Origin of the sequence: Vibrio sp. 947 (assembly GCF_033339115.1) — a bacterium.
GTDB lineage: Bacteria > Pseudomonadota > Gammaproteobacteria > Enterobacterales > Vibrionaceae > Vibrio > Vibrio alginolyticus.
Genome location: NZ_JAWOTX010000015.1, coordinates 59,763 through 83,733 on the forward strand (window position 1 = coordinate 59,763; position 23,971 = coordinate 83,733).

22 protein-coding genes and 1 other annotated feature are annotated in these 23,971 nt (G+C 43.8%); of the genes, 6 read left to right on the plus strand and 16 right to left on the minus strand.

Annotation, left to right across the window (positions count from 1 at the left end; all coding sequences use genetic code 11):
* Positions 1-122 precede the first annotated feature (122 nt).
* Together R7Q39_RS18195 and srmB are read left to right on the plus strand one after the other, a co-directional pair.
* Positions 123-842 carry a tRNA1(Val) (adenine(37)-N6)-methyltransferase gene (locus R7Q39_RS18195; RefSeq protein WP_170897612.1) on the plus strand — a complete coding sequence of 240 codons (720 nt, stop codon included), beginning with the start codon at positions 123-125 and terminating at the stop codon, positions 840-842.
* Positions 843-949: 107 nt separating this feature from the next.
* Entirely contained in the window at positions 950-2,173 is a 1,224-nt protein-coding gene (gene srmB, locus R7Q39_RS18200) for an ATP-dependent RNA helicase SrmB (RefSeq protein WP_005381797.1), read from the plus strand.
* A gap of 110 nt (positions 2,174-2,283) precedes the next feature.
* On the opposite strand, the gene yaaA is transcribed toward srmB, so the two are convergent.
* Together yaaA and R7Q39_RS18210 are read right to left on the minus strand one after the other, a co-directional pair.
* Positions 2,284-3,060, minus strand: coding sequence for a peroxide stress protein YaaA (yaaA, locus tag R7Q39_RS18205; RefSeq protein WP_005382848.1), 777 nt, complete (start codon positions 3,058-3,060; stop codon positions 2,284-2,286).
* A 110-nt stretch (positions 3,061-3,170) separates the two neighbouring features.
* Positions 3,171-4,604: an alanine/glycine:cation symporter family protein gene (locus R7Q39_RS18210; RefSeq protein WP_005381800.1), complete on the minus strand. Its 1,434-nt coding sequence runs from the start codon at positions 4,602-4,604 to the stop codon at positions 3,171-3,173.
* 721 nt (positions 4,605-5,325) lie between these two features.
* Between R7Q39_RS18210 and R7Q39_RS18215 the strand changes: the two genes are divergently transcribed.
* On the plus strand, positions 5,326-5,511 hold the full coding sequence (locus R7Q39_RS18215; RefSeq protein ID WP_005381805.1) for a DUF3545 family protein: 186 nt from the start codon (positions 5,326-5,328) through the stop codon (positions 5,509-5,511).
* Positions 5,512-5,747: 236 nt separating this feature from the next.
* Here the strand turns inward: R7Q39_RS18215 and R7Q39_RS18220 are convergent, their stop codons facing one another.
* From R7Q39_RS18220 to nfo, 3 genes are all read right to left on the minus strand, one after another.
* Positions 5,748-6,299 carry a hemerythrin domain-containing protein gene (locus R7Q39_RS18220; RefSeq protein WP_005381807.1) on the minus strand — a complete coding sequence of 184 codons (552 nt, stop codon included), beginning with the start codon at positions 6,297-6,299 and terminating at the stop codon, positions 5,748-5,750.
* A gap of 113 nt (positions 6,300-6,412) precedes the next feature.
* Complete coding sequence (gene ung, locus R7Q39_RS18225; protein ID WP_005382846.1) at positions 6,413-7,093, minus strand: uracil-DNA glycosylase; 681 nt, start codon at positions 7,091-7,093, stop codon at positions 6,413-6,415.
* 289 nt (positions 7,094-7,382) lie between these two features.
* Entirely contained in the window at positions 7,383-8,267 is an 885-nt protein-coding gene (nfo, locus tag R7Q39_RS18230; protein WP_005382844.1) for a deoxyribonuclease IV, read from the minus strand.
* A 326-nt stretch (positions 8,268-8,593) separates the two neighbouring features.
* Between nfo and grcA the strand changes: the two genes are divergently transcribed.
* Positions 8,594-8,971 (plus strand): autonomous glycyl radical cofactor GrcA, encoded by a 378-nt coding sequence (gene grcA, locus R7Q39_RS18235; RefSeq protein WP_005381814.1) that lies wholly within the window; start codon positions 8,594-8,596, stop codon positions 8,969-8,971.
* Positions 8,972-9,082: 111 nt separating this feature from the next.
* Here grcA and R7Q39_RS18240 read toward each other — a convergent pair whose 3' ends face one another.
* The 5 genes from R7Q39_RS18240 to thrL all read right to left on the minus strand — a co-directional run bounded on the left by R7Q39_RS18240 (position 9,083) and on the right by thrL (position 14,781).
* Positions 9,083-9,742, minus strand: a complete 660-nt coding sequence (locus R7Q39_RS18240) for an NADPH-dependent FMN reductase (RefSeq protein ID WP_042521848.1) — start codon at positions 9,740-9,742, stop codon at positions 9,083-9,085.
* A gap of 139 nt (positions 9,743-9,881) precedes the next feature.
* On the minus strand, positions 9,882-11,162 hold the full coding sequence (gene thrC / locus R7Q39_RS18245; protein ID WP_171344370.1) for a threonine synthase: 1,281 nt from the start codon (positions 11,160-11,162) through the stop codon (positions 9,882-9,884).
* Positions 11,159-12,115, minus strand: coding sequence for a homoserine kinase (gene thrB / locus R7Q39_RS18250; RefSeq protein WP_017635074.1), 957 nt, complete (start codon positions 12,113-12,115; stop codon positions 11,159-11,161). The genes thrC and thrB overlap by 4 nt, the downstream gene beginning before the upstream one ends.
* 20 nt (positions 12,116-12,135) lie before the next feature.
* Positions 12,136-14,595, minus strand: a complete 2,460-nt coding sequence (gene thrA, locus R7Q39_RS18255) for a bifunctional aspartate kinase/homoserine dehydrogenase I (protein ID WP_047102037.1) — start codon at positions 14,593-14,595, stop codon at positions 12,136-12,138.
* A 53-nt stretch (positions 14,596-14,648) separates the two neighbouring features.
* Positions 14,649-14,768, minus strand: a sequence feature (Thr leader region).
* Entirely contained in the window at positions 14,704-14,781 is a 78-nt protein-coding gene (thrL, locus tag R7Q39_RS18260) for a thr operon leader peptide (RefSeq protein WP_074192076.1), read from the minus strand. Its footprint overlaps the feature before it by 65 nt.
* A 423-nt stretch (positions 14,782-15,204) precedes the next feature.
* Between thrL and R7Q39_RS18265 the strand changes: the two genes are divergently transcribed.
* A complete protein-coding gene (locus R7Q39_RS18265) occupies positions 15,205-15,675 on the plus strand; it encodes a hypothetical protein (RefSeq protein ID WP_047102035.1) in 471 nt (156 codons plus the stop codon).
* Here the strand turns inward: R7Q39_RS18265 and R7Q39_RS18270 are convergent.
* On the minus strand, positions 15,672-16,154 hold the full coding sequence (locus R7Q39_RS18270; RefSeq protein ID WP_005381822.1) for a putative 4-hydroxy-4-methyl-2-oxoglutarate aldolase: 483 nt from the start codon (positions 16,152-16,154) through the stop codon (positions 15,672-15,674). The two genes, R7Q39_RS18265 and R7Q39_RS18270, sit on opposite strands and share 4 nt — an antisense overlap.
* 64 nt (positions 16,155-16,218) lie before the next feature.
* Positions 16,219-16,626 (minus strand): DUF3293 domain-containing protein, encoded by a 408-nt coding sequence (locus R7Q39_RS18275; protein ID WP_318076518.1) that lies wholly within the window; start codon positions 16,624-16,626, stop codon positions 16,219-16,221.
* Positions 16,627-16,987: 361 nt separating this feature from the next.
* Here R7Q39_RS18275 and arcA point away from each other — a divergent pair, with 361 nt between their 5' ends.
* The gene (arcA, locus tag R7Q39_RS18280; protein ID WP_005381824.1) at positions 16,988-17,704 is read left to right on the plus strand and encodes a two-component system response regulator ArcA; all 717 of its coding nucleotides are present in this window, start codon (positions 16,988-16,990) and stop codon (positions 17,702-17,704) included.
* A gap of 85 nt (positions 17,705-17,789) precedes the next feature.
* Here the strand turns inward: arcA and R7Q39_RS18285 are convergent, their stop codons facing one another.
* The 4 genes from R7Q39_RS18285 to R7Q39_RS18300 all read right to left on the minus strand — a co-directional run bounded on the left by R7Q39_RS18285 (position 17,790) and on the right by R7Q39_RS18300 (position 23,573).
* Entirely contained in the window at positions 17,790-18,239 is a 450-nt protein-coding gene (locus R7Q39_RS18285; protein ID WP_005381825.1) for a hypothetical protein, read from the minus strand.
* Position 18,240: 1 nt separating this feature from the next.
* Entirely contained in the window at positions 18,241-20,595 is a 2,355-nt protein-coding gene (gene arcB / locus R7Q39_RS18290; RefSeq protein WP_005381826.1) for an aerobic respiration two-component sensor histidine kinase ArcB, read from the minus strand.
* Positions 20,596-20,832: 237 nt separating this feature from the next.
* Positions 20,833-22,578: a GGDEF domain-containing protein gene (locus R7Q39_RS18295; protein ID WP_033906101.1), complete on the minus strand. Its 1,746-nt coding sequence runs from the start codon at positions 22,576-22,578 to the stop codon at positions 20,833-20,835.
* Between the two features lie 35 nt (positions 22,579-22,613).
* Positions 22,614-23,573 carry a TIGR01212 family radical SAM protein gene (locus tag R7Q39_RS18300; protein WP_017633631.1) on the minus strand — a complete coding sequence of 320 codons (960 nt, stop codon included), beginning with the start codon at positions 23,571-23,573 and terminating at the stop codon, positions 22,614-22,616.
* Positions 23,574-23,971 lie beyond the last annotated feature (398 nt).

Genomic DNA, 23,971 nt, shown 5'->3' on the forward strand with positions numbered 1-23,971 from the left:
ACAGACCAGTTCTTTATCTCGATCAATTAACAATACAATTTAATAACCAACAAAACAACAATCTATACAACTAATAAACAATAGAGCAATCTACTTAATTATTGAGCAAATATAAAACAATCATGAAGAACAAAAAACTGAAAACTAAAGGCTTCAATTTTAAGCAATTTTGTATTGAGGGCGGCGAGAGTGGTATGCCAGTCAGCACAGATGGGGTAATGCTTGGTGCTTGGATTCAAAGCCCTAACGACGCTAAAATTCTCGATATTGGCACTGGCACTGGCCTGCTTGCCCTGATGTGTGCTCAACGCTTTACAGAAGCTGAAATAACCGCGGTCGATATCGAATTAACAGCCGTTGCTGCCGCGCAAAAAAATATGGCCCAGTCTCCTTGGTCAGATCGTGTAAGTGTGCATCACACCGACATACTGCACTTTACGCCGACACATTCATTCCAACGCATCATTTGTAACCCGCCCTACTTCAACAGCGGCGAGCAATCGAAACACAGTCAACGTGCAACCGCGAGGCACACTGATACGCTAGGCCATAACGCATTGCTACAGCGTTGCTATCATTTGCTTGATGACGAAGGGAGAGCTAGTTTTGTTTTGCCAATCACCGAAGGCGAGCAGTTCATTGAGCTAGCATTAAACCAAGGTTGGTATCTATCGAGGATCTGTCGTGTGCAACCATCAGAAAAGAAACCAGTACACCGACTTTTATTTGAACTGTCAAAACGACCTTGCGATTTGCAGACGTCACATTTAATTATCCGTTCAAATGACGGCTATAGTGATGATTTCATCCAGTTAACCCGCGAGTTTTATCTTAAGATGTGAAATAACATGTGATCCTTATCACCAATCACTTTATAATGTGCGACCTTTTTGTATTCTATGCTGTTGTGGCGAACCATTAACCAAGCTTTGCTTGTGGAGAACTCATTGTGATCAGAACCTTTGCTGAACTTGATCTAGACCAAAACCTACTTGAAGCCATTGAAGAGATGGGTTACGAACGCCCAACAAAAATTCAGGCAGAAGCGATTCCACAAGCGTTGGACGGTCGTGACATTCTAGCGTCAGCGCCAACAGGAACTGGTAAAACGGCCGCCTTCGTCCTGCCAGCATTGCAATACTTGCAAGACTTCCCTCGTCGTAAGCCTGGGCCTGCGCGTATTTTGATCCTAACGCCTACTCGCGAACTGGCGATGCAAATTGCCGATCAAGCACGTGCTTTGGCAAAAAATACCAAACTCAACATTTTCACCATCACTGGTGGTGTTCAGTACCAAGAGCACGCCGACATCCTTGCAACAACACAAGACATTGTGGTTGCGACACCTGGCCGTTTAAAAGAATACATTGATGCAGAACGTTTTGATTGTCGTGCAATCGAATGGTTAATCCTTGATGAAGCAGACCGTATGCTAGATATGGGTTTTGCTCCTACTGTCGATCGCCTATCTAACGAATGTCGCTGGCGTAAGCAAACCCTTCTGTTCTCAGCAACGTTAGAAGGGAAAGGCGTAGAAGGCTTTACCGCTGATCTGTTGAATGATCCAGCAGAGATCGATGCAAAATCACCTCTGCGTGAGCGTAAGAAAATTGCTCAGTGGTATCACCGAGCTGATGATGCTGAACACAAACTAGAATTACTAAAACACATTATTACTCAGCAAGCTGAGCGCACTATCGTCTTTTTAAAGACTCGTGAGCGTTTGGCTGAGCTACGAGCGCAGCTTGAAAGTGCACAGATTCCATGTTCTTGGATTCAAGGTGAAATGCCGCAAGATCGTCGTAATAATGCGATTTCTCGCTTCCGCGATGGTACTGTGAACGTGCTGCTCGCGACGGACGTTGCTGCGCGCGGTATCGATCTTCCGGATGTATCACACGTTATCAACTACGACATGCCACGCACGGCTGATGTTTACCTTCATCGTATCGGCCGTACTGCTCGCGCAGGTAAGAAAGGTAACGCTATCTCAATCGTAGAAGCACACGACCAACCAATGATGGATCGCGTTGCACGTTACGTGAAAGAAGACATCAAAGAGCGTTTCGTGAAAGAGATGCGTCCTAAACACAAAAAGCCCGTGTTTAAGAAGAAAAAGAAAAAAGACGACAAGAAAAAAGTAGCGAAAAAGAAAACCGCTAAGAAGAAGTAATCTTGTTGGGGCCAAGTAGCTCAAGCTAGAAAATAACAAAGGGTTGGCAATGCCAACCCTTTTTTCGTTTGTGCTGATAGAGATTAACGTAGACTACGTCTCAATCAGCTTTATTTTTGCTCTTCGCGTTTAAATACTAACTCTGTTGGCGTCGATTCATCTTCCACAAAGTAGTAACCCGCCGTATCAAACTTAGTCAGGTCTGCAACGCTCTCAACACGGTTTTCAATGATGTAACGCGCCATCATACCGCGCGCTTTCTTCGCGTAAAAACTGATGACCTTGTATTGACCATTCTTACAATCTTTGAATACTGGCGTGATCACTTGCGCATCTAAATTCTTTGGCTTAACCGCTTTAAAGTATTCATTTGATGCAAGGTTGATAAGGACATTATCACCTTGAGCAGAAATCGCTTCGTTAAGCTTGTCCGTAATTACATTGCCCCAAAACTGGTACAAGTTCGTACCCTTGTCGTTTGCAAGCTTGGTACCCATTTCAAGACGGTATGGCTGCATCAAATCAAGTGGTTTTAGTAAACCATAAAGACCCGATAGCATACGCAGATGATCTTGAGCATATTCGAAGTCCGCTTCAGATAAACTTTCGGCGTCTAGCCCTGTGTAAACGTCACCTTTAAATGCAAGAATGGCTTGTCGTGAGTTTTCCGTGGTAAACGTTTCACTCCACTCTTGGAATCGGCCCACATTTAAATCGGCAATCTTGTCGCTCACTTTCATTAAAGAGGCAACATCAGCAGGAGTCAGTTTGCGGCAAACATCGATAAGCTCTTTTGAGTATTCGACCAACTCAGGTTGAGTAAATTTTTCTGTCGCTAACGGAGACTCGTAATCAAGAGTCTTCGCTGGAGAAACTACGATAAGCATGACTTTCCCTTCTCTAATTTTGTTTTTAATAGGGTACAAAAAAAGCCATGCATTGTCTGCATGGCTTTTTACATCGTACTAATAGCTTTCAACTATGAGTGATAGCTCACTTAGTCTTTTTTATCGTTGTACCAAATGCCTTCTTCAAGCTGAGATTTCAGCTCTGGGAAATCATTCGCATCAAATGTTGGCACTTTGCCTTCACCAAGCTGGCGATTGTAATCTTTGGCTAGTTTAATCACGATGCCAGATAGCAAGATGATCGCCACCAAGTTGACTATCGCCATCAGACCCATAGAGACATCAGCAAGCGACCATACGACTGGTAACGAAGCTAGTGCACCAAACATCACCATACCAAGAACAATAACGCGGAAAATGCTTAAGCCCGCTTTATGATTGTGCTCTAGGAAGATTAAGTTCGTTTCAGCGTACGAGTAGTTTGCAATGATTGAAGTAAACGCAAAGAAGAAGATTGCCACAGCAACAAAGATGCCGCCCCAATCGCCAACTTGTGAGCTCAATGCACGCTGAGTTAGCTCGATACCCGTCACTTCTGTTGCTTGACCGACATACTCACCAGACATCAGGATGATAGCCACTGTTGCAGAACAGATAACGATCGTATCCATGAACACGCCTAGCATCTGTACGTAACCTTGAGACGCTGGGTGTGGTGGGTAAGGTGTTGCTGAAGCTGCCGCGTTAGGTGCAGAACCCATACCTGCTTCATTCGAGAATAGACCGCGCTTGATACCGTTAATCATTGCCTGTGCAATTGCGTAGCCAAGACCACCTGCTGCTGCTTCTTGCAGACCAAATGCACTCTTAAAGATAAGCATCAATACATCAGGTAATTTCTCTAGGTTAGAGAACATGATGAACAGCGCTAGGGCTAGATAAAGTAGTGCCATGATCGGAACGATCATCTCAGCAACTCTTGCGATACGCTTGATGCCACCAAAAATAACAATTGCAGACAGTAAAACAACGGCAATACCGACATACAGGTTATTCCAACCAAATGCGTTGCTCATTGCATTGGCAATTGAGTTAGCTTGTACGGCGTTGAATACCAAACCAAAAGCGATGATTAGGAAAACTGAGAACAACACGCCCATCCAACGCATGCCCAGGCCTTTTTCCATGTAGTAGGCAGGGCCACCACGGTAGTTGCCATCATCATCTTTGGTTTTGTATAGCTGCGCCAGTGTGCTCTCAGCAAACGATGTTGCCATACCAAGCATTGCAATCAGCCACATCCAGAAGATCGCACCAGGACCACCCGCAGTCAATGCAACTGCAACGCCCGCCATGTTACCTGTACCAACACGTGCAGCAAGACTAGTACAAAGCGCTTGGAAAGAGGAAATACCAGCTTTGTCTGCTTTACGGCTGTTCTTAAGAACAGAGAACATGTGGCCGAAATGGCGGAACTGAATGAACCCTAATCGAACGGTGAAGTAAATACCAACACCAACAAGAAGATAAACCAGAATCGAGCCCCAGAGGAGATCGTTCATCAAATTGATTAAGTCTGTCATGTGTACCTCAAAGTGAGTTGCGCCAGTCTATGCGTCCTAGCCATCCACCAAATTGCCTGCTAAGTGTCAAAGTGTGCTTAGCTTTTTAAGTAATGTTTATGGGCAATCTAGAATCGTAAACGTCGCTTCATGCATCCATTTTACGTACCAGCGTATTTTTTGACGGGCGGATAATGCAACCTAGGAGCGCAAAAATCAATATGCAACAACAAGAATAACATTGTTATTTTTCACTATAAAGTCACCAAAAAATAACATAAATAGAAGACTTAATACTCAAACTGCGCAACATTTCAATTACCAAACGCCAACATAAATAATTATTCTTCATTAAATGGAATGGTAAACCGTATAAACAAGAACAAGCTAGTATTCACAAGGTGTTACATAAATTTACGCTAGTGACTTACCATCTAATTGAACACTATTTCATCAAACTGATTTTATGCAACTTTAACCTTTGCGCAGTGCACCCATTCATCAAATCGAATTAACATAGAAAATCTCTCTATTTAATCGTTTTCTTGAGATCGTTTGTGCATTTTTTATCCACATAGTTGCAATAAAAAGTGTGATTTTGAGAATATTTTTGCACGAAAATGTCATGCTACCGACACAAATGCGAAATATATCATGGTTATTCTCACGGCTATTGTGGTACTTAAAAAACTCCACAAGGACTGGTTACAACAGTTTAGCTTAAGAAAGGTAAAGGTGGCTTATGGAAGGCTTTCAACTAGATGACATTTTTAATCTGGATACTACCTCAACAACCAAATCTCGTGCCAAACCAGTAAAGCGAAAGTGGCGTGAAATAGAAGAGATGAACGACAGACGCAATTTGCTTAAAGAGCTGCGCGAACTTGATGTCTGTACCGATTATAACTTGGAAGACATTAAACTCTAATTCAAACAAAAGGCACCTTACGGGTGCCTTTTGTTTTTTGTTTACAGTGACCGTAAACACCGTGAGTTTATGTACCAAGGTTTAAGTATGAATACCATTATTACTCAATGAGAATCTTCCGTACTTTTTGCCGAGAAATATGCACACTAAATTTTCGGTTGATTCCCAATAAATAAGAAATGTATCTCACAAACCCGAGAGACGGCTTTCGCTCGCTCAGGTTTCATCATTCAGTCTTAAACATATTCAGTATCACTTTGACGAACACGTTCGGCCAACTGCTTATAACGATCAGCAATCGTGTCACCAAACACAGGGTCATCCTCACTGACGCTCCATAAGCTCTCGACATGCTGCCAATCTTCTGTGGTAAATAACTCTTCAATGAGAGGCAAAATTTTTCGCTCTTCTAGCTCCAAGTGGTGCCTTTGCGATTCTATGAAATCTTCTAGGTGAGCGACAAACATGTCTTGTGGCACAACAGCATCCTGAAGGATCATCTCTATCACGGATGAAAACTCTCTGGTTTTACTCGCTAACTCTAGATGTTCTTTCTCTAAATTTTCCATGGTTTGTTGCTTACCATAGTGTTCAAGAAAGTGGTGATAGAGGATATCTTCTTTCGGGTGGTGTACTTTCTCCGAATGATTAGAGAGGTAATCAACAATCTCGCTTACTAACGCATAGTTGATTACACGTTCTTTTTTTATCTCATTAAGCTTATGGCGCAGTATCGCCAACAGACGAACCATATAACCATGTTCGCGTCGAATTCTTTCGATCATCATAGCGTCTCTCCTTAACACCTACTTTTAGTAAGTGTACATGAGAAATTTACTATCAGCCTCGAGCGTGCTCAAAAAAACAGCGATCATAGCATCCATGATCGCTGTCTCTTCATTTATACCGTTAATGGCAAATGCCAGTTGATTGGTGCTTTTTCTTGTGATGTAAGTAACTGGTTTGCTTGAGAGAAATGCTTACAACCGAAAAAGCCTCGATGTGCAGAGAGTGGCGATGGGTGTGGGGCAGCTAACACATGGTGCTTATTGCGATCGATAAAACGACCTTTCTTCTGTGCATGTGACCCCCACAACAAGAACACTACACCTTCTTGATGCTGGTTAATGGCTTCAATCACTCGATCAGTAAACGTTTCCCAACCTGTCTTTGAATGTGAATGCGCTTTACCTTGCTCCACCGTTAATACCGTATTGAGTAACAATACGCCTTGTTCAGCCCAGCTTTGTAGAAAGCCATGTTGAGGAATTTGGAAACCCTCAATATCCTGCGCCAGTTCTTTGTACATATTCACCAAAGATGGTGGCGTTTTAATGCCAGGAAGTACAGAGAAACACAGGCCATGCGCCTGATTTGGGCCGTGGTATGGGTCTTGTCCTAGAATCACGACCTTAACGTCTTTGAACTCGGTAAAACGAAACGCGTTAAAGACATCTTTTGCGGGAGGAAAAATAGCTTTGCCTGCGGCGCGTTCGGCTTCAACAAAATTCAAGGTGTCTACAAAGTAGCTCTGCTTTTTCTCTTCGCCGATCACATCGTGCCAAGTGGGTGACTGATTCATGGAAAGTTCCTGTCCTAAATTTTGCTTCTATTCTAACGAGCGAAACTCAAACAAACAAAAACTTACCACGAACTTGAGACAAGCAATAAAAGACTAATGCTTCTGTGGCGTTCGAAAATGCCCCTGTCCGGTAATGTGACGATTAGGAATCGGTAAGCGAAGCACGCGACGAGTGAAAGCATAAGGAGTAAAAGAGAGTGGTCGAGACATGTTGGCATCCTTCTTTGCTAATTCAGAGATTGATGTTCAATGACTAAGAAAGAAAGGTGCCAACTTTGTGGTTACGCCATTAACTGGCAATGGCCGCTAAATGGAATTGACGCAACGTGTTGATCTCTTGCTGCCAAATATCTGGATCAATTGTTTCCAAAATCAGAGGGATACCATCAAAACGAGGGTCTTTCGCGATGTACTCAAAGCAATCCCACCCGATCTCTCCTTTACCTAGCGAATGGTGGCGATCTACTTTGCTGGCAAACTCTACTTTTGAATCATTTAGATGCATTGCTCTTAAATAGTGCATACCTACGATACGGTCGAACTCTGCAAAGGTGCGCTCGCAATCTTCTTTTGTACGCAAGTCATAACCAGCCGTAAAGGTATGGCAGGTATCAATACAAACGCCGACACGATCTTTATCTTCCACTTGCTCGATGATTTCAGCAAGGTGCTCAAACTTCCAGCCTAAGTTAGTGCCTTGACCTGCCGTATTCTCGATAACAGCGATCACATTCGGCACCGCTTTATGCGCAAGATTGATCGACTCGGCGATCGTTGCGAGGCACTCCTGTTCAGAGACTTTCTTTAGGTGACTACCCGGGTGGAAGTTAAGCAAAGTCAGCCCTAACTGATTACAACGCTCCATTTCATCAATAAATGCCGCGCGGGATTTATTCAGCTTTTCTTCTTCCGGCGCACCCAAGTTAATCAGATAAGAATCATGGGGAAGAATATGTTCTGCTCCGAAACCCAGCATTTTACAGTTCGCTTTAAACGCACTGATGGTTTTTGCTTCTAAAGGCTTCGCCACCCACTGGCGTTGGTTTTTTGTAAATAGTGCGAATGCATTCGCGCCAATTTCACGAGCTCTCAACGGAGCTTGATCGACCCCACCAGCAGCAGAGACATGTGCACCAATGAGTTTATTCCCAAGCTTGTTTTTCATGTTTGTCATTTAATCACTTTAGACTTTCAGTATTGCTACCTAAATACAGATAGTTGCGTTAACCAGTTTAAACTTTAATCTCAATTTGTAGTAAATTTACAACAAAACCAGTTATTAAATATTTTTTATATTATCAAATAAATTGTAATTAGTTTGTTTTCAAAGGTTTTATTGATTTAACTCAATAAAATCACCTTAATAAAAATGATGTTTTTGGTTGTTTTTTGACTTAAATCAATATTAAAATAGTGGATATTAGCTATATAATACTCAGCTCAACGAAAATTCGAAAATTAACACCAATAATCACCACGTAAGTGGTCTAGGAGATAGTGATGATCCAAGGTATCCAAATTACAAAAGCGGCAAACGACGACCTACTAAACTCTATCTGGCTATTAGATAGCGAAAAAAATGAAGCTCGTTGTGTTGCTGCAACTGCTGGCTACGAAGCAGACCAAGTTATCGCAATCAGCGACCTAGGTGAATACGAAAGCCGTGAAGTTGCAATCGAAACTGCTCCTCGTATCGAAGGCGGCCAACACCTAAACGTGAACGTGCTTAAACGCGAAACACTAGAAGATGCAGTTGCACATCCAGAGAAATACCCACAACTAACTATTCGTGTTTCTGGTTACGCAGTACGTTTTAACTCGCTAACTCCAGAGCAACAACGTGATGTAATCGCTCGTACTTTTACTGAGACTCTATAATCTCTCAGTAAACTAGCTCGCTAGAATTTAAAAAGCTTGGTCTGCAATGACCAAGCTTTTTTTGTTTCAGAATCCTTCTAAACCCTTTCTATAATGGAAAGCAACTCGCCTCTAAGGTGCATTTCTTTGCGAAGGATCTTTCTGAAACGCTTGCGCTAAAGAGGTTGGATCAAGCCTATCTCTTTGCAGTGACGCCCCTTCTGCCCACCAAATCATTTGATGCATAGTGCGATTCATATAGTTGTCCCACTGCGTCTGCTCCGACTCATCCGCAGCAACGCCCTGTTCATCAAAGACTTCTTGCGCTTTCGGAATGTGGATCATCGCAGAGACAGGTAGACATCCAAGTTCAGATAAGAAGGTACGCATAGAAACAGCAGCTCTAACACCACCCCATTGTCCGGCAGAATAGGTCACGATAGCACTCGGCTTGTAAGAAAACAGCGAACTGCCGAAATGGTTAAGCATGTTCGCCAAAGCAGGACTCATCGAATGGTTATATTCCGGGCTAACCATCACATACCCATCGGCCTGTTTGATTTTGTCTGCCAGCTCACTTAGGTGCTGCGGAACTTTAGAGCGGTGATAAGCAAACTCGGGCTTAAACACATCGCCAAAGTCGTAATTCAAAGGGTCGATGATTTCGACCGTATGTTGCGAATGTTGACTCGCGATGAGTTTTTCACACGCTTTACTGACTCGCATTCCTAAACGGGCTGGTCGTGGTGGCGTGCTGTTTCTCACTGAGCCAAGAAAAATCAAAAAATGCATGCTTCTCTTTTCATCTCATTTAGTTAAGTTCGTTTCTCAATAATAAAGAGAGTCAAAACTTACCGACAATAAAAAAGGTGAATGATTACTCATTCACCTCTCGTTATTTCTGTTTTTGATACTTACTATACTTTGAAGCTTACTGCACGCGGCGCAGTACTTGTTTCAATGCGTCAAAGTCTGCGTCGAGCTCTTCCGATAGCAGCTCCATCGCAGCGTGCTTCGCTAGTGGCGCAGGAAGCTCGATATCGGATTCTAGAATATCATCCACGACTTCTTTGAACTTCGCAGGGTGAGCAGTACATAGGAACAGACCGGTTTCACCGTCTTGCAATTGTTCTTCAAGAACGCGGTAAGCAATCGCACCGTGCGGTTCGCATAGATAGCCTAGAGCATGTAAGTCTTTCACTGACTGTGCGCTTTGCTCATCAGATACTGCACCTTTACCTAACGTCTCCAAGCCCCACTCTTTCACACGGCACAGCTCTTCGATACGAGGCCAGTTGTTTGGTTGGCTCACGTCCATCGCGTTCGATGTTGTTGCGACTGTTGGTTTTGGCTCCCACTTACCTGTTTCTAGGTAGCGAGGAACCGTGTCATTGGCATTAGTTGCAGCGATAAAGCGTTTGATAGGCAAGCCCAACGCTTTTGCCAATAGACCAGCAGTTAGGTTACCGAAGTTACCGCTTGGTACTGATACCACTAGGTTTTCACGCTCTTGCTTGCTCATTTGCGCAGCTGCTTCAAAGTAGTAACAGATTTGCGCCATCAAACGGCTGATGTTGATTGAGTTTGCAGAGTTCAGACCGATCTCTTCACGCAGTGCAGAATCATCAAAAGCTTGCTTAACCAGTGCCTGACACGCATCGAAGTCTCCATCGATCGCGACAGTATGGATGTTCTTACCAAGCGTACAGAATAGCTTCTCTTGCAGTGGGCTGATCTTACCTTTCGGGTAAAGAATCACAACGTTGATGTCTTCCATACCGTAGAAAGCATGCGCAACGGCTGCGCCAGTATCGCCGGAAGTTGCAGTCAGAATAGTGATCTTGCCGCCGTCCGAAACCGCAGCAAGAGATTGCGCCATAAAGCGACCACCAAAGTCTTTAAATGCAAGCGTTGGACCATGGAACAGTTCCAGTGCGTAAACACCATCTTTTACTTGGTTGATAGGCGCAGGGAATTGGAATGCAGCATCAACAAGAGCATTCACTTGCTCCTCTGTAAGTTCATCTCCAATTAACGCCGATAGAACCTTAGTGCTACGAGAGACAAAGTCTTCTGCAAGCAGCGCATCGATATCTTCAAATTTTGGTAATTCCGATGGGAAAAATAGACCTTGGTTACGGCCTAACCCTTGGCGAACGGCTTGGCCAAAGGAAACTTGTTCATCATTTTCTTTTATATTGTAAAGCTTCATAGCTCACTTCCTGTTACTTTCGAACCCTGCTTATCTAGACGACAAACGTGGACGAATCCTTCTTCGTTTTGTACGTAGTTTTGTTCTAACCAGCGAGCAACTCGCTCAGCGACATCTTTCTCTTTGCAAATACTGAACAGTGTCGGACCACTGCCAGAAATACCGGTTGCCAATGCACCCGCAGACGCTGCGTATTGACGTGCATTCGCAAAACCTGGAAGCAGTTTCTCACGATACGGTTCTGCGATCACGTCTTTGATCATTTTTGCAGCAAGTTCTGGCTGACCAGAATGACACGCATGAATAAAGCCCGCAAGGTGGCGACCATGAGCAATGATATCTTGTCGGCGGTATTGAGATGGTAGGATCTCACGCGCTTCCGCCGTTGATACCTTGATACCCGGATACGCCATCACCCAGTACCAATCATCAAAGCAAGGCACTTCTTGACTGATGATACCCAACTCTTCAAGCATCAGTTGCACACCACCAAGGTAACATGGCGCAACGTTGTCGTAGTGAATACCACCAGAGATCTTGCCTTCCATCTCTCCCATCAGCGCCAATAATTCTGTCTCGTTAAGTGGCTGTCCATGGAATCGGTTCAATGCATCTAATGCAGCAACGATAGAACATGCACTTGAGCCTAAACCAGAGCCAATTGGCATGTTCTTTTCTAGCGTCATCTCAAGTGGTTTTAGCTCAACGCCTTTTTTGTCTAACTCACGAGCAAACACGAGCCAACAGTCGTAGACGATGTTCTCTTTTGGTTCAGTTGGCAATTTCTCAACAAAATCACCCGCCGTTTTAAGGCTGAACGGGTCAGCCCCAGATTTCACCAATACACGGTCACCCAATAGTGTGCCATCCACTGGAGACACGGCAGCCCCCAGCACATCAAAGCCAACGCTTACATTACCAATTGATGCTGGGGCATAAACCACTACATCCATATCACTTGAACTCATTATTGTTATACCCCTAGTTTCCAACCTAAAGTACGCATCACGTCAGAAAATACACCCGCAGCCGTTACTTCGGTGCCTGCACCATAGCCACGTAACACTAGTGGGATTGGCTGATAATAACGGCTGTAAAATGCCAGTGCGTTTTCACCGTCCTTGATTTTATACATTGGATCGTTTTCATCCACCGCTGCGATGCTTACTGTGCACTTGCCCTCATTAATCTCACCAACGTAGCGCAGTACTTTGCCTTCTTCCGCTGCCTTTGCAGATAACTCTTTAAAGTAAGCGTCTGCTTCAGGTAAACGCGCCATAAATTCATCAACGCTACCAGAATCATCAAAGCCTGGTGGCAGAGCTTGATCAACCACAACGTCTTCTAGTTCTAGAGACATGCCTGCTTCACGAGCCAGGATCAGAAGCTTACGCGCGACATCCATACCAGAAAGATCATCACGAGGATCCGGTTCAGTAAAACCATTTTCTTTTGCGATATTAGTTGCTTCACTTAGGCTCATACCTTCATCTAACTTACCGAAGATGTATGACAGAGAGCCAGAAAGAATACCGCTAAAGCGCTCTAGCTCATCACCCGCTGAGATTAGGTTTTGCAGGTTTTCGATTACCGGTAGACCCGCCCCCACAGTTGTTTCGTACATCAGCTTGCGACGAGAGCTGCGCGCAACATCGCGAAGCTGATGGTAGTAAGCCATGCTTGCTGTGTTTGCTTTTTTATTTGGTGTAACGACATGGAAACCAGCTGCTAGGAAATCAGCGTATTGGTTCGCGATATCTTCACTTGATGTACAGTCAACCAATACTGGGTTGATGATGTGGTTACGTTGAACCAAAGAAATCAAACGCGCTAGGCTGAACTCTTCTGTCGCTGCCGACATACGATCACGCCAATGCTCGAGTGGCAGACCTTCACTATCAAGTAAAAGACCTTTGCTGTTTGCCAAGCCACACACGCGAATAACGATGCCTTTTTCCGCAAGCTTCGCCTGTTGACGCTCGATCTGATCCACCAGCTCACCACCAACGCCACCAATACCAACCACGAAGACGTCTAGGAAGTGCTTAGAGTTGAAGAGGTTTTCGTGACACGCTTTGATTGCTTCAGAGATTTTATCTTCAGGAATCACGGCTGAGATAGCACGCTCAGATGAGCCCTGTGCGATGGCTACAATGTTTACGTTCACTTCAGCAAGAGATGAGAAGAAGCGAGATGCAACACCGCGCGATGTACGCATGCCGTCACCAACCAACGTTATGATTGAAACATTATCAATAAACTCGACCGGCTCTAATAAGCTATCTTTCAGTTCCAACTCAAACGCATCGGCCAGTACTTGTTGCGCTTTTGCTTTATCTTCTGCCTCAATACAGAAGCTAATGCTGTACTCAGAAGAAGACTGAGTAATAAGAACAATAGACACACCAGCGGAAGACATTGCGCCAAATACGCGGCTTGCCATGCCAACCATACCCTTCATACCTGGGCCGGAGACGTTAACCATAGTTAGGTCGTTTAGCGTCGTGATACCTTTGATCGCCAGATTGTCTTCACCAGTGTCTTGCCCAATCAAAGTTCCTGCACCTTGTGGGTTAAAGCTGTTTTTGATCAGACATGGGATGTGGAACTGCGCGATAGGAGCAATGGTCTTCGGATGCAAAACGGAAGCACCGAAGTAAGAAAGCTCCATCGCTTCTTGGTAGCTAAGAGATTTAAGCAGGCGAGCATCTTCTACTAAACGAGGGTCACAGTTGTATACACCATCTACGTCAGTCCAGATCTCACAACAATCTGCGCGCAGACACGCCGCAAGAACCGCCGCTGAATAATCAGAGCCATTGCGACCAAGTGTTACCAATTCACCTTTCTCGTTACCTGCGGTAAAGCCAGGCATAATGTTCACATGGCCCAGAGGAAGAGGGTTTTGGCGGAAGTTTTGCGTTGAAACGTCTACATCAACCATGGCTTCAAGGTGATCACCTTTTGCGTATAGGTATTCAACTGGGTCGATAAGATGTGCTGGCTGGCCTTTGGCTTCTAACACCGCTTTCATCAATTGAATCGAAACGCGTTCGCCTTTGCTAATAATACGTGCATTAACATTGTTTGGGCACATGCCAAGAAGATTGATGCCATGAACGAATTGGCGTAATTGAGAGAGAGAAGTTTTCACTTGGTTATCGAAAGCTGAACCATCGATATTGGGTAGTACTGCTTGGATTTGAGTAAAGAGCGTTTTAAACGACTCCTCCAACTCTTTGATTTGTAGTTCTGCTTCACCATTGCGCAATGCGCCTTCAATGACCGCAACCAATTTGTTTGTTGTTTTACCAGGAGCGGAAAGAACAACCGCTACTTCTTCTTGTTGAGCGTTATTGGCAATAATGTCTGCCGCTCTCAAAAAGCGATCTGCATCAGCTAGTGATGATCCGCCAAACTTCAATACTCGCATCCCTTCCTCCGGTATATCTTCTTAAATTTGTCTAAATTCTGGATAAAAAAGCATAAAAAAAGGCCTGTATCTTGTTGGATACAGGCCTTTTTTGTGAATTTCTTTCGCTCAGCAGCCTGCCCCAACATGTGTCGTGTCGGTAATAATAATGGTCGTGGTCATTACTACTAGGCTGTTAGATGGCATAAATAAATATTCAACGTTAATTGTGTTTGCTTAACTCTACGTTTACCGAGTTTCTGATACATAGTCAACAAAAAATTGTTTGTTTTTCCATCTTTCAGAGATTTCTGCTAAGCAATGTCATTGATATTTATAGTTAATTACACATTATTGATCATTTGAAAATCTACAGTTAGTTTTTGTAAAGGACTTAACTATCATAACCAGTTCGGTTTTTTATCTAATAACTAGTCTAATCTTTGCCATAAAACGTACGATCAAATAATTCGAGAGGGTTGTGACACATAACAACAACTTAACTGTGACTTATGTTCATAGGATCGAATTATTTAGAAAATAGGTGAGCTAGCTTTCATATTCTATGCTTTAATAGTGAGAAGCTTTGGGCGCATACTAATAAAAAAGTTGACACAAGGAGTGGTGAACATGAAAAGATGGCTTTTTCTGTTGCTGTTTTTTGTGCCTGGTGTTTGTCTAGCCAACGAGCTTCCGCCGCTTCCAGGTAAAACATCCCCTTCTCCTCATAAACTATTCATTTCCAGCGACAGTTATCAGTCTGACAGTTTTGATGTTTGGAATATCGATACGGGTTACGCCTACGAACTTTTTGATTCGGTAGACGTTTATGTCGGTGCGCGAGTCAATAACTCTCCTACCCAAAATCAAAGTGGTTTTTTGAGTGGGATCAGCTATCACTTTAATGATCGTGTCACGCTGAAAAGTACAGTTCGCTCTTACAAGAACGAAACAGCGGAAGGTATTCGCCAAGACGACAGCAGCCTCGCGGCTGAAGTATCAAGTCGCGTAAAAATTACCGATAAACTGGATCTTCACGCGACTCTTGATTACCAAGATTGGCAACAAGGCTTTGAGGTTGGTTTAGGCTTTCGTTTTTAGAAGTCCAGCTTTTGCTTAGAAATCAATACACCGTTCCAGTCCGCGTAAACGTAGTGCTTAGGTTGAACGATTTGGTTTTGCATCGTTAAGGTTACGTTTACCTCTCCTATCCCGCGTTTCTCTGTTTTAAACGGGTTAGTTCCAAGAGCTTGAACGCCAATGTCCATTTGAGATATTTGTGCTACGTCGCGTATTGCACCATAGACAATGATACCTTCCCACCCATTTTCTATTCCGAGTATCGCTAATTGATCGCCGAGTAATGCTCTCTGACACGATCCATGTCCGTCAACAATCAATACTTTACCCGTTCCATCTTCGCCCAGTACTTCACGCACTTTCGAGTTATCGTGATAGCAGCGCACCGTAACGATTTCACCGTAAAAAGCGCTACGTTGACCAAAGTTCTGCAATGGTAAAGTAAGCAAGCTCACTTGGTCTTCAAATTGGTCACAAATATCGGGTGTAATGTCTCTCATATTTCCTCCGTGAATTTTCTCACCCAAGCGATGCTTCAGTGAGCAGTATCCTTTTCTATACCTTCTATACGAGCCGAGGTTTAATGGAGCCTAACGTATGAAAAACTTTCGGCTGCGAGCACGCAATAAGATAAAGTTGGTCATTAATGACGTAATAAATCGCGTTTTGTTGAAAGTCATTCGCCAATTCAACGGCTACCTCTGGCGACAACTCGACGGCAAAGCTTTCCTCATACCATGTAAAAGCGCTATCACCTACCGTGACAGGCGCGTAATTAACGTGCTGTAGCTGTTTTTCTAACGCGTGATTGTTTATGCTGTCCTCTTCTTTGGACCTCAAGTTACTGTATGGGTTCCAAGCGGTTATCACAGCATAGTTTGAAACACGCCACTCGGCTTCGAATCTGAAAAAAGATTCTGAATAAGCATTCCATAACGATGCGTCTATGTTCGTATTACTTTTTTCTATCATAAGTCTTAAACGATTAATAACAGTTACATTTCATCAATTGATATAAATCAACAAACTGAATGGAATTAACATTTGAGCATTGTTAGCATGCTGTTAACAATATAAAATCCGCTCAATATCTTAGGGTGTTTACGTTTCAGGCCCCACTGAAAGCAGGAAATGAAAGGTAAACAAGCCCTTTAGAATAAACGTCGCCATTGGATACTGGTGAGTTGGCAAAATTCCATGGAGGGCGGATAACTGAAAGAAGTGTTTTTTTGATCAACTTGATTTATTATCAAAATCACATTACCTGTATGTTATATTTTTGCCTAGAATTTATTCTATTAGCACAATTTTGTCACAAATTTAGGTACCGCCAATGCAAACCCCGCAGATTCTTATCGTTGAAGATGAGCAAGTAACTCGTAACACTCTTAAGAGTATTTTTGAAGCAGAGGGATACGCTGTTTTTGAAGCCAGTGACGGTGAAGAGATGCACCAAGTGTTGTCTGATAACTCAGTCAACTTGGTTATTATGGACATTAATCTTCCAGGCAAGAATGGCCTTCTATTAGCGCGTGAACTACGCGAGCAAGCGAACATTGCTTTAATGTTCCTGACAGGCCGTGACAATGAAGTAGACAAGATCCTAGGTCTTGAGATTGGTGCAGATGACTACATCACTAAACCATTCAACCCACGTGAACTAACTATTCGTGCACGTAACCTACTTAGTCGCTCAATGAGCTCTAACGCGGTGCAAGAAGAGAAGCGCTCGGTAGAAAAGTATGAATTCAACGGTTGGGTACTAGACATCAACAGCCGCTCTCTAGTAAGCCCTGCTGGTGATAGCTACAAGCTACCTCGCTCTGAGTTCCGCGCATTACTGCACTTCTGTGAGAACCCGGGTAAGATTCAAACTCGTGCAGATCTTCTTAAGAAGATGACTGGTCGTGAACTTAAGCCACACGACCGTACTGTAGACGTAACGATTCGTCGTATCCGTAAGCACTTTGAGTCTGTTTCAGGTACGCCAGAAATCATCGCCACTATCCACGGCGAAGGTTACCGCTTCTGTGGCGATCTAGAAGACTAGATTTACCCGCTAATATGCAAAGGGCTTGCTCATTGAGCAAGCCCTTTTTGTTTTAGGTCTAACGACTAATGCAACATCATTGCGGTTAATAAACCTTGTTAATCTTCACGTACTTTTCGACTAACCAACGCTGTTTACCCGCATCGTCTAGAAGCACTGCGATATCAACCGATTTTTCGGTGTTCACATCAATGTGAGACGAGAACGCCACCTCCCATCGGCTTTCACTGTGCGTTCGAGTATCTAAAGACGCACTGTCCACCAACCACTCTTTTTGCCCCTGTTTAATAATAAGAGCTTCTGCCGTTAGATTTGCAGGAAGTAACTGATCTCCTTCGAGGTAAAGTGCACCTTGAATACTTTGCTCTTCCACGTCCCCAATATTCGGCATGAGGTTCACCCATAAATTACTTTTGAGCTCAACATTAACCTCATTAATCGTAATCTGACTGTTTTGTTGCCAATTCACATTTGGAACGGAACTACAGCCTGCCATCAATGCCATGGCTAATGCCAATGGTGCGATTCTTTTCATGTTATTTCCTTTGTTCCAACCAACTTTTGAGGACTTGAATATCGTTTTGGTATTCATTTTTGATCTCTTCAACCCAGTCTGAAATGTTTTCCCACCATGCTGGCATATCGGGCGATTGCGCTTTTTGCGCCACACTTTGGATACGTTTCAGGCCAATTGAACCTGCAGCACCTTTGATTTTATGCGCTTCAGAAACAATCCCATCTTGATCTTTCGCTGTCATGTTCGAATCTAAGACATCGATATAGTCTGGCATCATATCTTCAAACATTTTTATGCTGTCGTAGACAGGTTTTGCACCAACAATGTCGACGTAAGACTCTAACATATCCATATCGAGCAAATGTGTCTCAATCACAGGAGAAGGCACTGGCTCTTCCACTGTTTCGGGACCGCTCACCACTTCCTTAGGTTGTTCTAACTGGTGAGCGAAGAATTTATCAATCACTGACTGAATAGCATTCACTGCCAGCGGCTTACTGATCGCATCATCCATGCCGTTATCTAAGTATTCACGACGATCTTTCATTACATTAGCAGTTAAGGCGACCAATGGAGGAAGATTGTTATAATGCTTGCGGTAATAATTGGCGACATCAAAGCCCGTCATATCAGGCAGTTGGATATCCAACAACGCTAAGTCGTATTTTTCTGGCACAAAGTTCACTAACGCTTCTTGGCCCGTCATTGCCACGGTGACAGAGTGCCCTAGGCTCTCTAGTAACGATTTAGCCACAGTTACGTTAAGCTCGATGTCTTCGACCATAAATATGTTGAGGCGCACATTGTCGCGTTTCGCATCAATGACTGGCTCAGCTAGTTCAACAATCGGAACGTGGATCGATACAGTAAAAGTGCTACCAAAGCCTTCCTCACTGGTAACCGTAATGTCACCATCCATCATATTGATCAGTTGCTTAGATACCGCCAAACCAATACCTGTACCGACCGCATGCAGGTTGTCCTTGCCTGATTTCACTTGGTAGTACATCGCAAAGATCTTATCTAGCTCTTCGTCTGGGATACCAATACCTGTGTCTTCCACTTCCATAATAATGGTCGCAAAATCGTCTTCGACATCCGCGCTCACTGTCATCACAACGCCACCTTCCTTGGTGAACTTCATTGCGTTGCTGACCAAGTTCCAAATCACCTGACGTAGACGGGTTGCATCCACTTCAATTGCTTTTGGCAAGTCGCTTAAACGTTCTAAGTCAAAGCGTAACCCTTTTTGTTCCGCCATCAGAGCTGAGATACTCTCAATCTCTGCGACGAAGTCTTCGAAGTTAAGTGGCGCAGGTAATAGTTCTAACTTACGGCGATCAAATTTATCCATATCGATAATATCGTTGAAGATGTTACCTAGCGTAATCGCACTCACATTGATGGTCTGCATGTGTTTACGCTGCTCTTCTGTCAACGGACTATCTAGAAGCATACGACTTAAGCCTACAATGCCATTCAGCGGCGTTCGCAGCTCATGACTGATGGTTGAGATGAAGGTAGTTTTGTCGCGGCTTGCTTTCTCTAACGACTCTTCATGGCGCTTACGTTCAGTGATATCACGACCGAACCCAACGAGACCAAGGTGGCGGCCATCTTTGCTGTAAAATGGCACTTTACGCAGCTCAAAGTAATGCTTGCGACCATCTGGGTATTCGAGCCATTGCTCGTAAGTAATTGCTTGATTATCGGCAAAAACCTTTTGGTCAGTATCAACGATATGCTCGGCGATTTCTTTGCTATACACATCCCAAGGGCTTAATCCGACTAACTGGTGCTCTTTCTTGCCCGTTAGCTCTTCCATCGCGCGGTTACAGCCAGAGAAAACACCATCCGCATTGCGGTAGTAAATTAAGTCTGGTGAGGCATCAATAAATGAACGCAGTAATGCGGTACGTTCTGCCAACTCTAATTGAGTACGTTCGCGTTGGAACACCTCATTTTCGAGGTCTTGCATCGCCTCTTCACGTGCTTCTTCCGCTTTAATACGCTCTTCAATTTCTTGGTTAAGCTTTTCAATGTTTTGTTGAAGTTGGTAATTCAGCTCTTGATCTCGCGAACGCATGTCCTTCAGTTTGGACACCAGCTTAGTTAAACGCTGGCGAGACTCTTCTAGTTGATCGACAACCACAGAGAGGAAGTAAACCGCCCAAGGGGTGATCAATAGACCAAAAAACACCGAACGGACAATGTCGATATCATCTACTCGCCCTTTGAGAGCTAAAGTAATCCCTACCTGCACCACAACAGCTAATGCCACCAGCGCAAGGGCTAGCAAAATAGAGAAGCGAACAATCCCCAGTTTGACTAGCAAGTCGACATAATACTGGGCGAGATTTTTCATGGGTTTCATTAACTACTCCATGGTGGTGGCTAGATAGCGCCATTCGATGATGAAAAACAGGTAAATGCACTCGACCTAACGCAATTTAGGTCTGTTTGATTAGTGAAAAACACACGGTGCGATCTGCTCTTGTGATACGAGATAAAAAGATAAACCAACGAGCGCACAGGCTTGTGTAAGTTTAACGTGTTTAATACGGTGATTTAAACAATCAGCTATCAACTTAGAGCAAGCGGTCACAAAGCGTTAGCAAGAACTGGGGTGAATACAAGTGCGATTACGTCCATCAGCTTTAGCTTGATATAACGCACTGTCAGCCATAGCGATGCCCATTTCGGGTTCATCACCATGCTGAGGAATGTAAGAGACCAGACCGATACTGACGGTAAGGCGTTCAGATGCTTCTGAACTGTCGTGTTCCATATCAAGCTGTAGAATTTTCTCATGAATACGCTGTGCTACGTTGCGCGCACCTTCCGTGGTGGTATTCGGCAAGATAAAACCAAACTCCTCGCCACCATAACGCGCAACACAATCCGAAGAACGATTGATGACTTGTGTAAACACGGTAGCAACACTGACTAACGCTTCATCACCTTGTTGGTGACCGTAACAGTCGTTGTAATCTTTGAAAAAGTCGATGTCACATAACATGATGGTGAGCGGCAGCTTTTCTCTAGCATGGTGGTACCACAATACCTGCAGTTGTTCATCGAAACGGCGTCGGTTCGATACTTGAGTTAAGCTATCCATAAAGCTCAATTTTTCTAACTCTAGGTTGGCTTTTTCCAACTTTTGTTCTGCAAGATAACGCTCAGAAATATCACGCGCCATGATCAGCACACCATTCGTTCCTGATGCTTTATCTTTAAAAGGCGATTTCACCACATCAAACCATGTACTTTTACCATCACTACTCACGACTTTATCTATGTATCGAACTGGCTCTAACTGGCGTAATGCTTCTAAGTCACTGTCTGCTAAGCGCGCGTACATCTCTTTAGGAATCACGTCTTGGAGGCGCTTACCTATCAAATCAGAAATTTTTGAAATTCCTAACGCCTTAACAAAAGGCTGATTACACGCTTGATAGACCATGTTCTCATTGAAAATACCAATAGAGTCCGGACTGGCATCCAGAATCGTTTGTAAGATAGTATCTCTTTGCGCTAGCGCCACCTCTGTATCTTTGCGACGCTCCATTTCATCTCGCAGATTCTGTTGCATCTTGTGCCATTCAGTCACGTCATGACTAATAGACAGCGTACCGATAAGCTCACCACTCGGCGAAACAAGAGAGTTTTGATTGACTTCCAGTAAGCAACTTCGACCTTGTGGATCCGTTGTCCATTTACGTTCGCTTTTTCTGGTCATCTCACCCAAGGTCTTGGATGCGCAAGCTTCTTCCCTTCGCCCTTGCCAGAATTGATCAAATGCTCGATTGGTCGTTAACAGATTGCCTTGGCGGTCTTGGGTACAAATCAGCTCTGAAAGTGAGTCTAATGCCGAACGTGCGATGATTAATTGTGCAAGTTCTTGTTGCTGCTCTTGGTGAGTGGCTTGATATGGCTGAGCATAAAGAATCCAAACTCGATGATTGCGCAATAAACTCTTTCTGCCTGACAGCTCCACTTTAATAGATTCACTATCAGATAGTCGCCAGTCAAAAGCCTGCTGACGAAAATGACGACTAGAGAAGCGATCGAGAAACTGCTCAAGCTCATGAATATCGAATAAAGCAGGATACAAATACCCCGTTCCCAAAGAGCGAATGCCTAATAACTGCATCGCAGCCTGGTTAGATAGCAAGAGCTGAGCATGGCTAGTATCCACCACTATGACTGGATAGGGAGAATCCGTTACTAGTTGCTTAAGTGACGTCTGAAAGTGCAAATAGATCAGTGCTAACGCGCACACGCCTGCGATTAACAACAAGACGACATAGCCATAACCGCCTTGACCACCCCAAAGCCAATTGAGTAACTGATCCATCGTTTAAACCTTCAAAGAACACTGGTTAAAATATATCAGTTATTTATTGAGCGATCTGCTATTAATTCCGGTTTAGTATAGATAAAGGTATTCCCCGTAAGACTCCCTTGAGCACCATGAGCACTGAGATCTCGACCAATTTCCGTCATCGCTAGCCAACGGTTTTCACACCACAGAGGCGATAATAACGTGGGCCTCCTGGCTGCTGATGAAACGCGATGATAAATCACATCTGGTGGTGTCATACGAATCATTTCACTGGCGATCGCAACATATTCTTCTAATTCAGGGGCTTCTAGCTTTCCAGCACGCCAAGCTTTCGCCATGGTGCTACCTTCGACAATATGCAAGCCATGTAACTTGATGCCATCCGTTCCCACGGCCAACACTTTTTGCAGCGTTTCAATATTTTCGGCGCGGGTTTCTTTGGGTAAACCCACAATTAAGTGAGTACAAACCTTGATTCCAAGTGTTCGCGCACGCTTAGTGATTTCGGCATAACACTCAAAGTCATGACCACGATTGATACGTTTTAGGGTGTCATTGTTGGCGGTTTGAAGACCTAGTTCTAGCCAAATTTCATAACCTTGCTGTACATAGCCCGACAGTAAATCCAATACCGCATCAGGGACGCAATCAGGACGCGTCCCCACACAAAGACCAACCATGTCTGCAGCCTTTAGTGCTTCCTCATACATGTTTTTGAGAACTTGTACCTCGGCATAGGTACTGGTGTAGGCCTGAAAATAAGCGAGATATTTCTTCGCTCTGTGAATTTCACCTGCGCGATCTTTTAACTGTTCGTGAATGCTTTTTATCTGGACTTCTTCATCTGCAAACGAAGCCACATTGCAAAATGTACATCCTCCCCGCCCAATCGTGCCATCGCGGTTAGGGCAACTAAATCCACCGTGCAATGTTAACTTATGAACCTTTTCACCGTATCGACGCTGAAGATCTTGGCCGATTGTATTGACCAACTCATGTAACTGCATAAATTCTCACCAACAATAAATCGTAATCAATCTCACTACGATCTGTGTAAATAAATTACATCCCTGCAAGAAAAAACACACAATATTAATCAATTCAAACACCCATTATGCGGGTCAAAATCAATAAACTTGCATAATTAAAGACAAAAATCGTTCATGTTGCGTAAATGTTAAACTAAAAATGCATAATTAAACGAAAAAATTGGGTCACAACGCCGAGTTTTTCATTGCATTCTGAAGTGACAAAATTGTAGGATACTTACACAACCCCGTTATTTTTGTGACTTTTATTACAAAGCACACTGCGGGATTTGTCGGTGTTATCCCACTCCTACCTATATAAATCACTAGATAGTGATAATAAATAAAGGGATACCACCAAGGATTGTTTTTCTCGC

Excerpts from the sequence above, each read along its gene's own strand:
- R7Q39_RS18195 (WP_170897612.1), top strand. The coding sequence starts at position 123 with ATGAAGAACAAAAAACTGAAAACTAAAGGCTTCAATTTTAAGCAATTT.
- yaaA (WP_005382848.1), bottom strand. The coding sequence starts at position 3,060 with ATGCTTATCGTAGTTTCTCCAGCGAAGACTCTTGATTACGAGTCTCCG.
- R7Q39_RS18210 (WP_005381800.1), bottom strand. The coding sequence starts at position 4,604 with ATGACAGACTTAATCAATTTGATGAACGATCTCCTCTGGGGCTCGATT.
- R7Q39_RS18215 (WP_005381805.1), top strand. The coding sequence starts at position 5,326 with ATGGAAGGCTTTCAACTAGATGACATTTTTAATCTGGATACTACCTCA.
- R7Q39_RS18220 (WP_005381807.1), bottom strand. The coding sequence starts at position 6,299 with ATGATGATCGAAAGAATTCGACGCGAACATGGTTATATGGTTCGTCTG.
- ung (WP_005382846.1), bottom strand. The coding sequence starts at position 7,093 with ATGAATCAGTCACCCACTTGGCACGATGTGATCGGCGAAGAGAAAAAG.
- nfo (WP_005382844.1), bottom strand. The coding sequence starts at position 8,267 with ATGACAAACATGAAAAACAAGCTTGGGAATAAACTCATTGGTGCACAT.
- grcA (WP_005381814.1), top strand. The coding sequence starts at position 8,594 with ATGATCCAAGGTATCCAAATTACAAAAGCGGCAAACGACGACCTACTA.
- R7Q39_RS18240 (WP_042521848.1), bottom strand. The coding sequence starts at position 9,742 with ATGCATTTTTTGATTTTTCTTGGCTCAGTGAGAAACAGCACGCCACCA.
- thrC (WP_171344370.1), bottom strand. The coding sequence starts at position 11,162 with ATGAAGCTTTACAATATAAAAGAAAATGATGAACAAGTTTCCTTTGGC.
- thrB (WP_017635074.1), bottom strand. The coding sequence starts at position 12,115 with ATGGATGTAGTGGTTTATGCCCCAGCATCAATTGGTAATGTAAGCGTT.
- thrA (WP_047102037.1), bottom strand. The coding sequence starts at position 14,595 with ATGCGAGTATTGAAGTTTGGCGGATCATCACTAGCTGATGCAGATCGC.
- thrL (WP_074192076.1), bottom strand. The coding sequence starts at position 14,781 with ATGCCATCTAACAGCCTAGTAGTAATGACCACGACCATTATTATTACC.
- R7Q39_RS18265 (WP_047102035.1), top strand. The coding sequence starts at position 15,205 with ATGAAAAGATGGCTTTTTCTGTTGCTGTTTTTTGTGCCTGGTGTTTGT.
- R7Q39_RS18270 (WP_005381822.1), bottom strand. The coding sequence starts at position 16,154 with ATGAGAGACATTACACCCGATATTTGTGACCAATTTGAAGACCAAGTG.
- R7Q39_RS18275 (WP_318076518.1), bottom strand. The coding sequence starts at position 16,626 with ATGATAGAAAAAAGTAATACGAACATAGACGCATCGTTATGGAATGCT.
- arcA (WP_005381824.1), top strand. The coding sequence starts at position 16,988 with ATGCAAACCCCGCAGATTCTTATCGTTGAAGATGAGCAAGTAACTCGT.
- R7Q39_RS18285 (WP_005381825.1), bottom strand. The coding sequence starts at position 18,239 with ATGAAAAGAATCGCACCATTGGCATTAGCCATGGCATTGATGGCAGGC.
- arcB (WP_005381826.1), bottom strand. The coding sequence starts at position 20,595 with ATGAAACCCATGAAAAATCTCGCCCAGTATTATGTCGACTTGCTAGTC.
- R7Q39_RS18295 (WP_033906101.1), bottom strand. The coding sequence starts at position 22,578 with ATGGATCAGTTACTCAATTGGCTTTGGGGTGGTCAAGGCGGTTATGGC.
- R7Q39_RS18300 (WP_017633631.1), bottom strand. The coding sequence starts at position 23,573 with ATGCAGTTACATGAGTTGGTCAATACAATCGGCCAAGATCTTCAGCGT.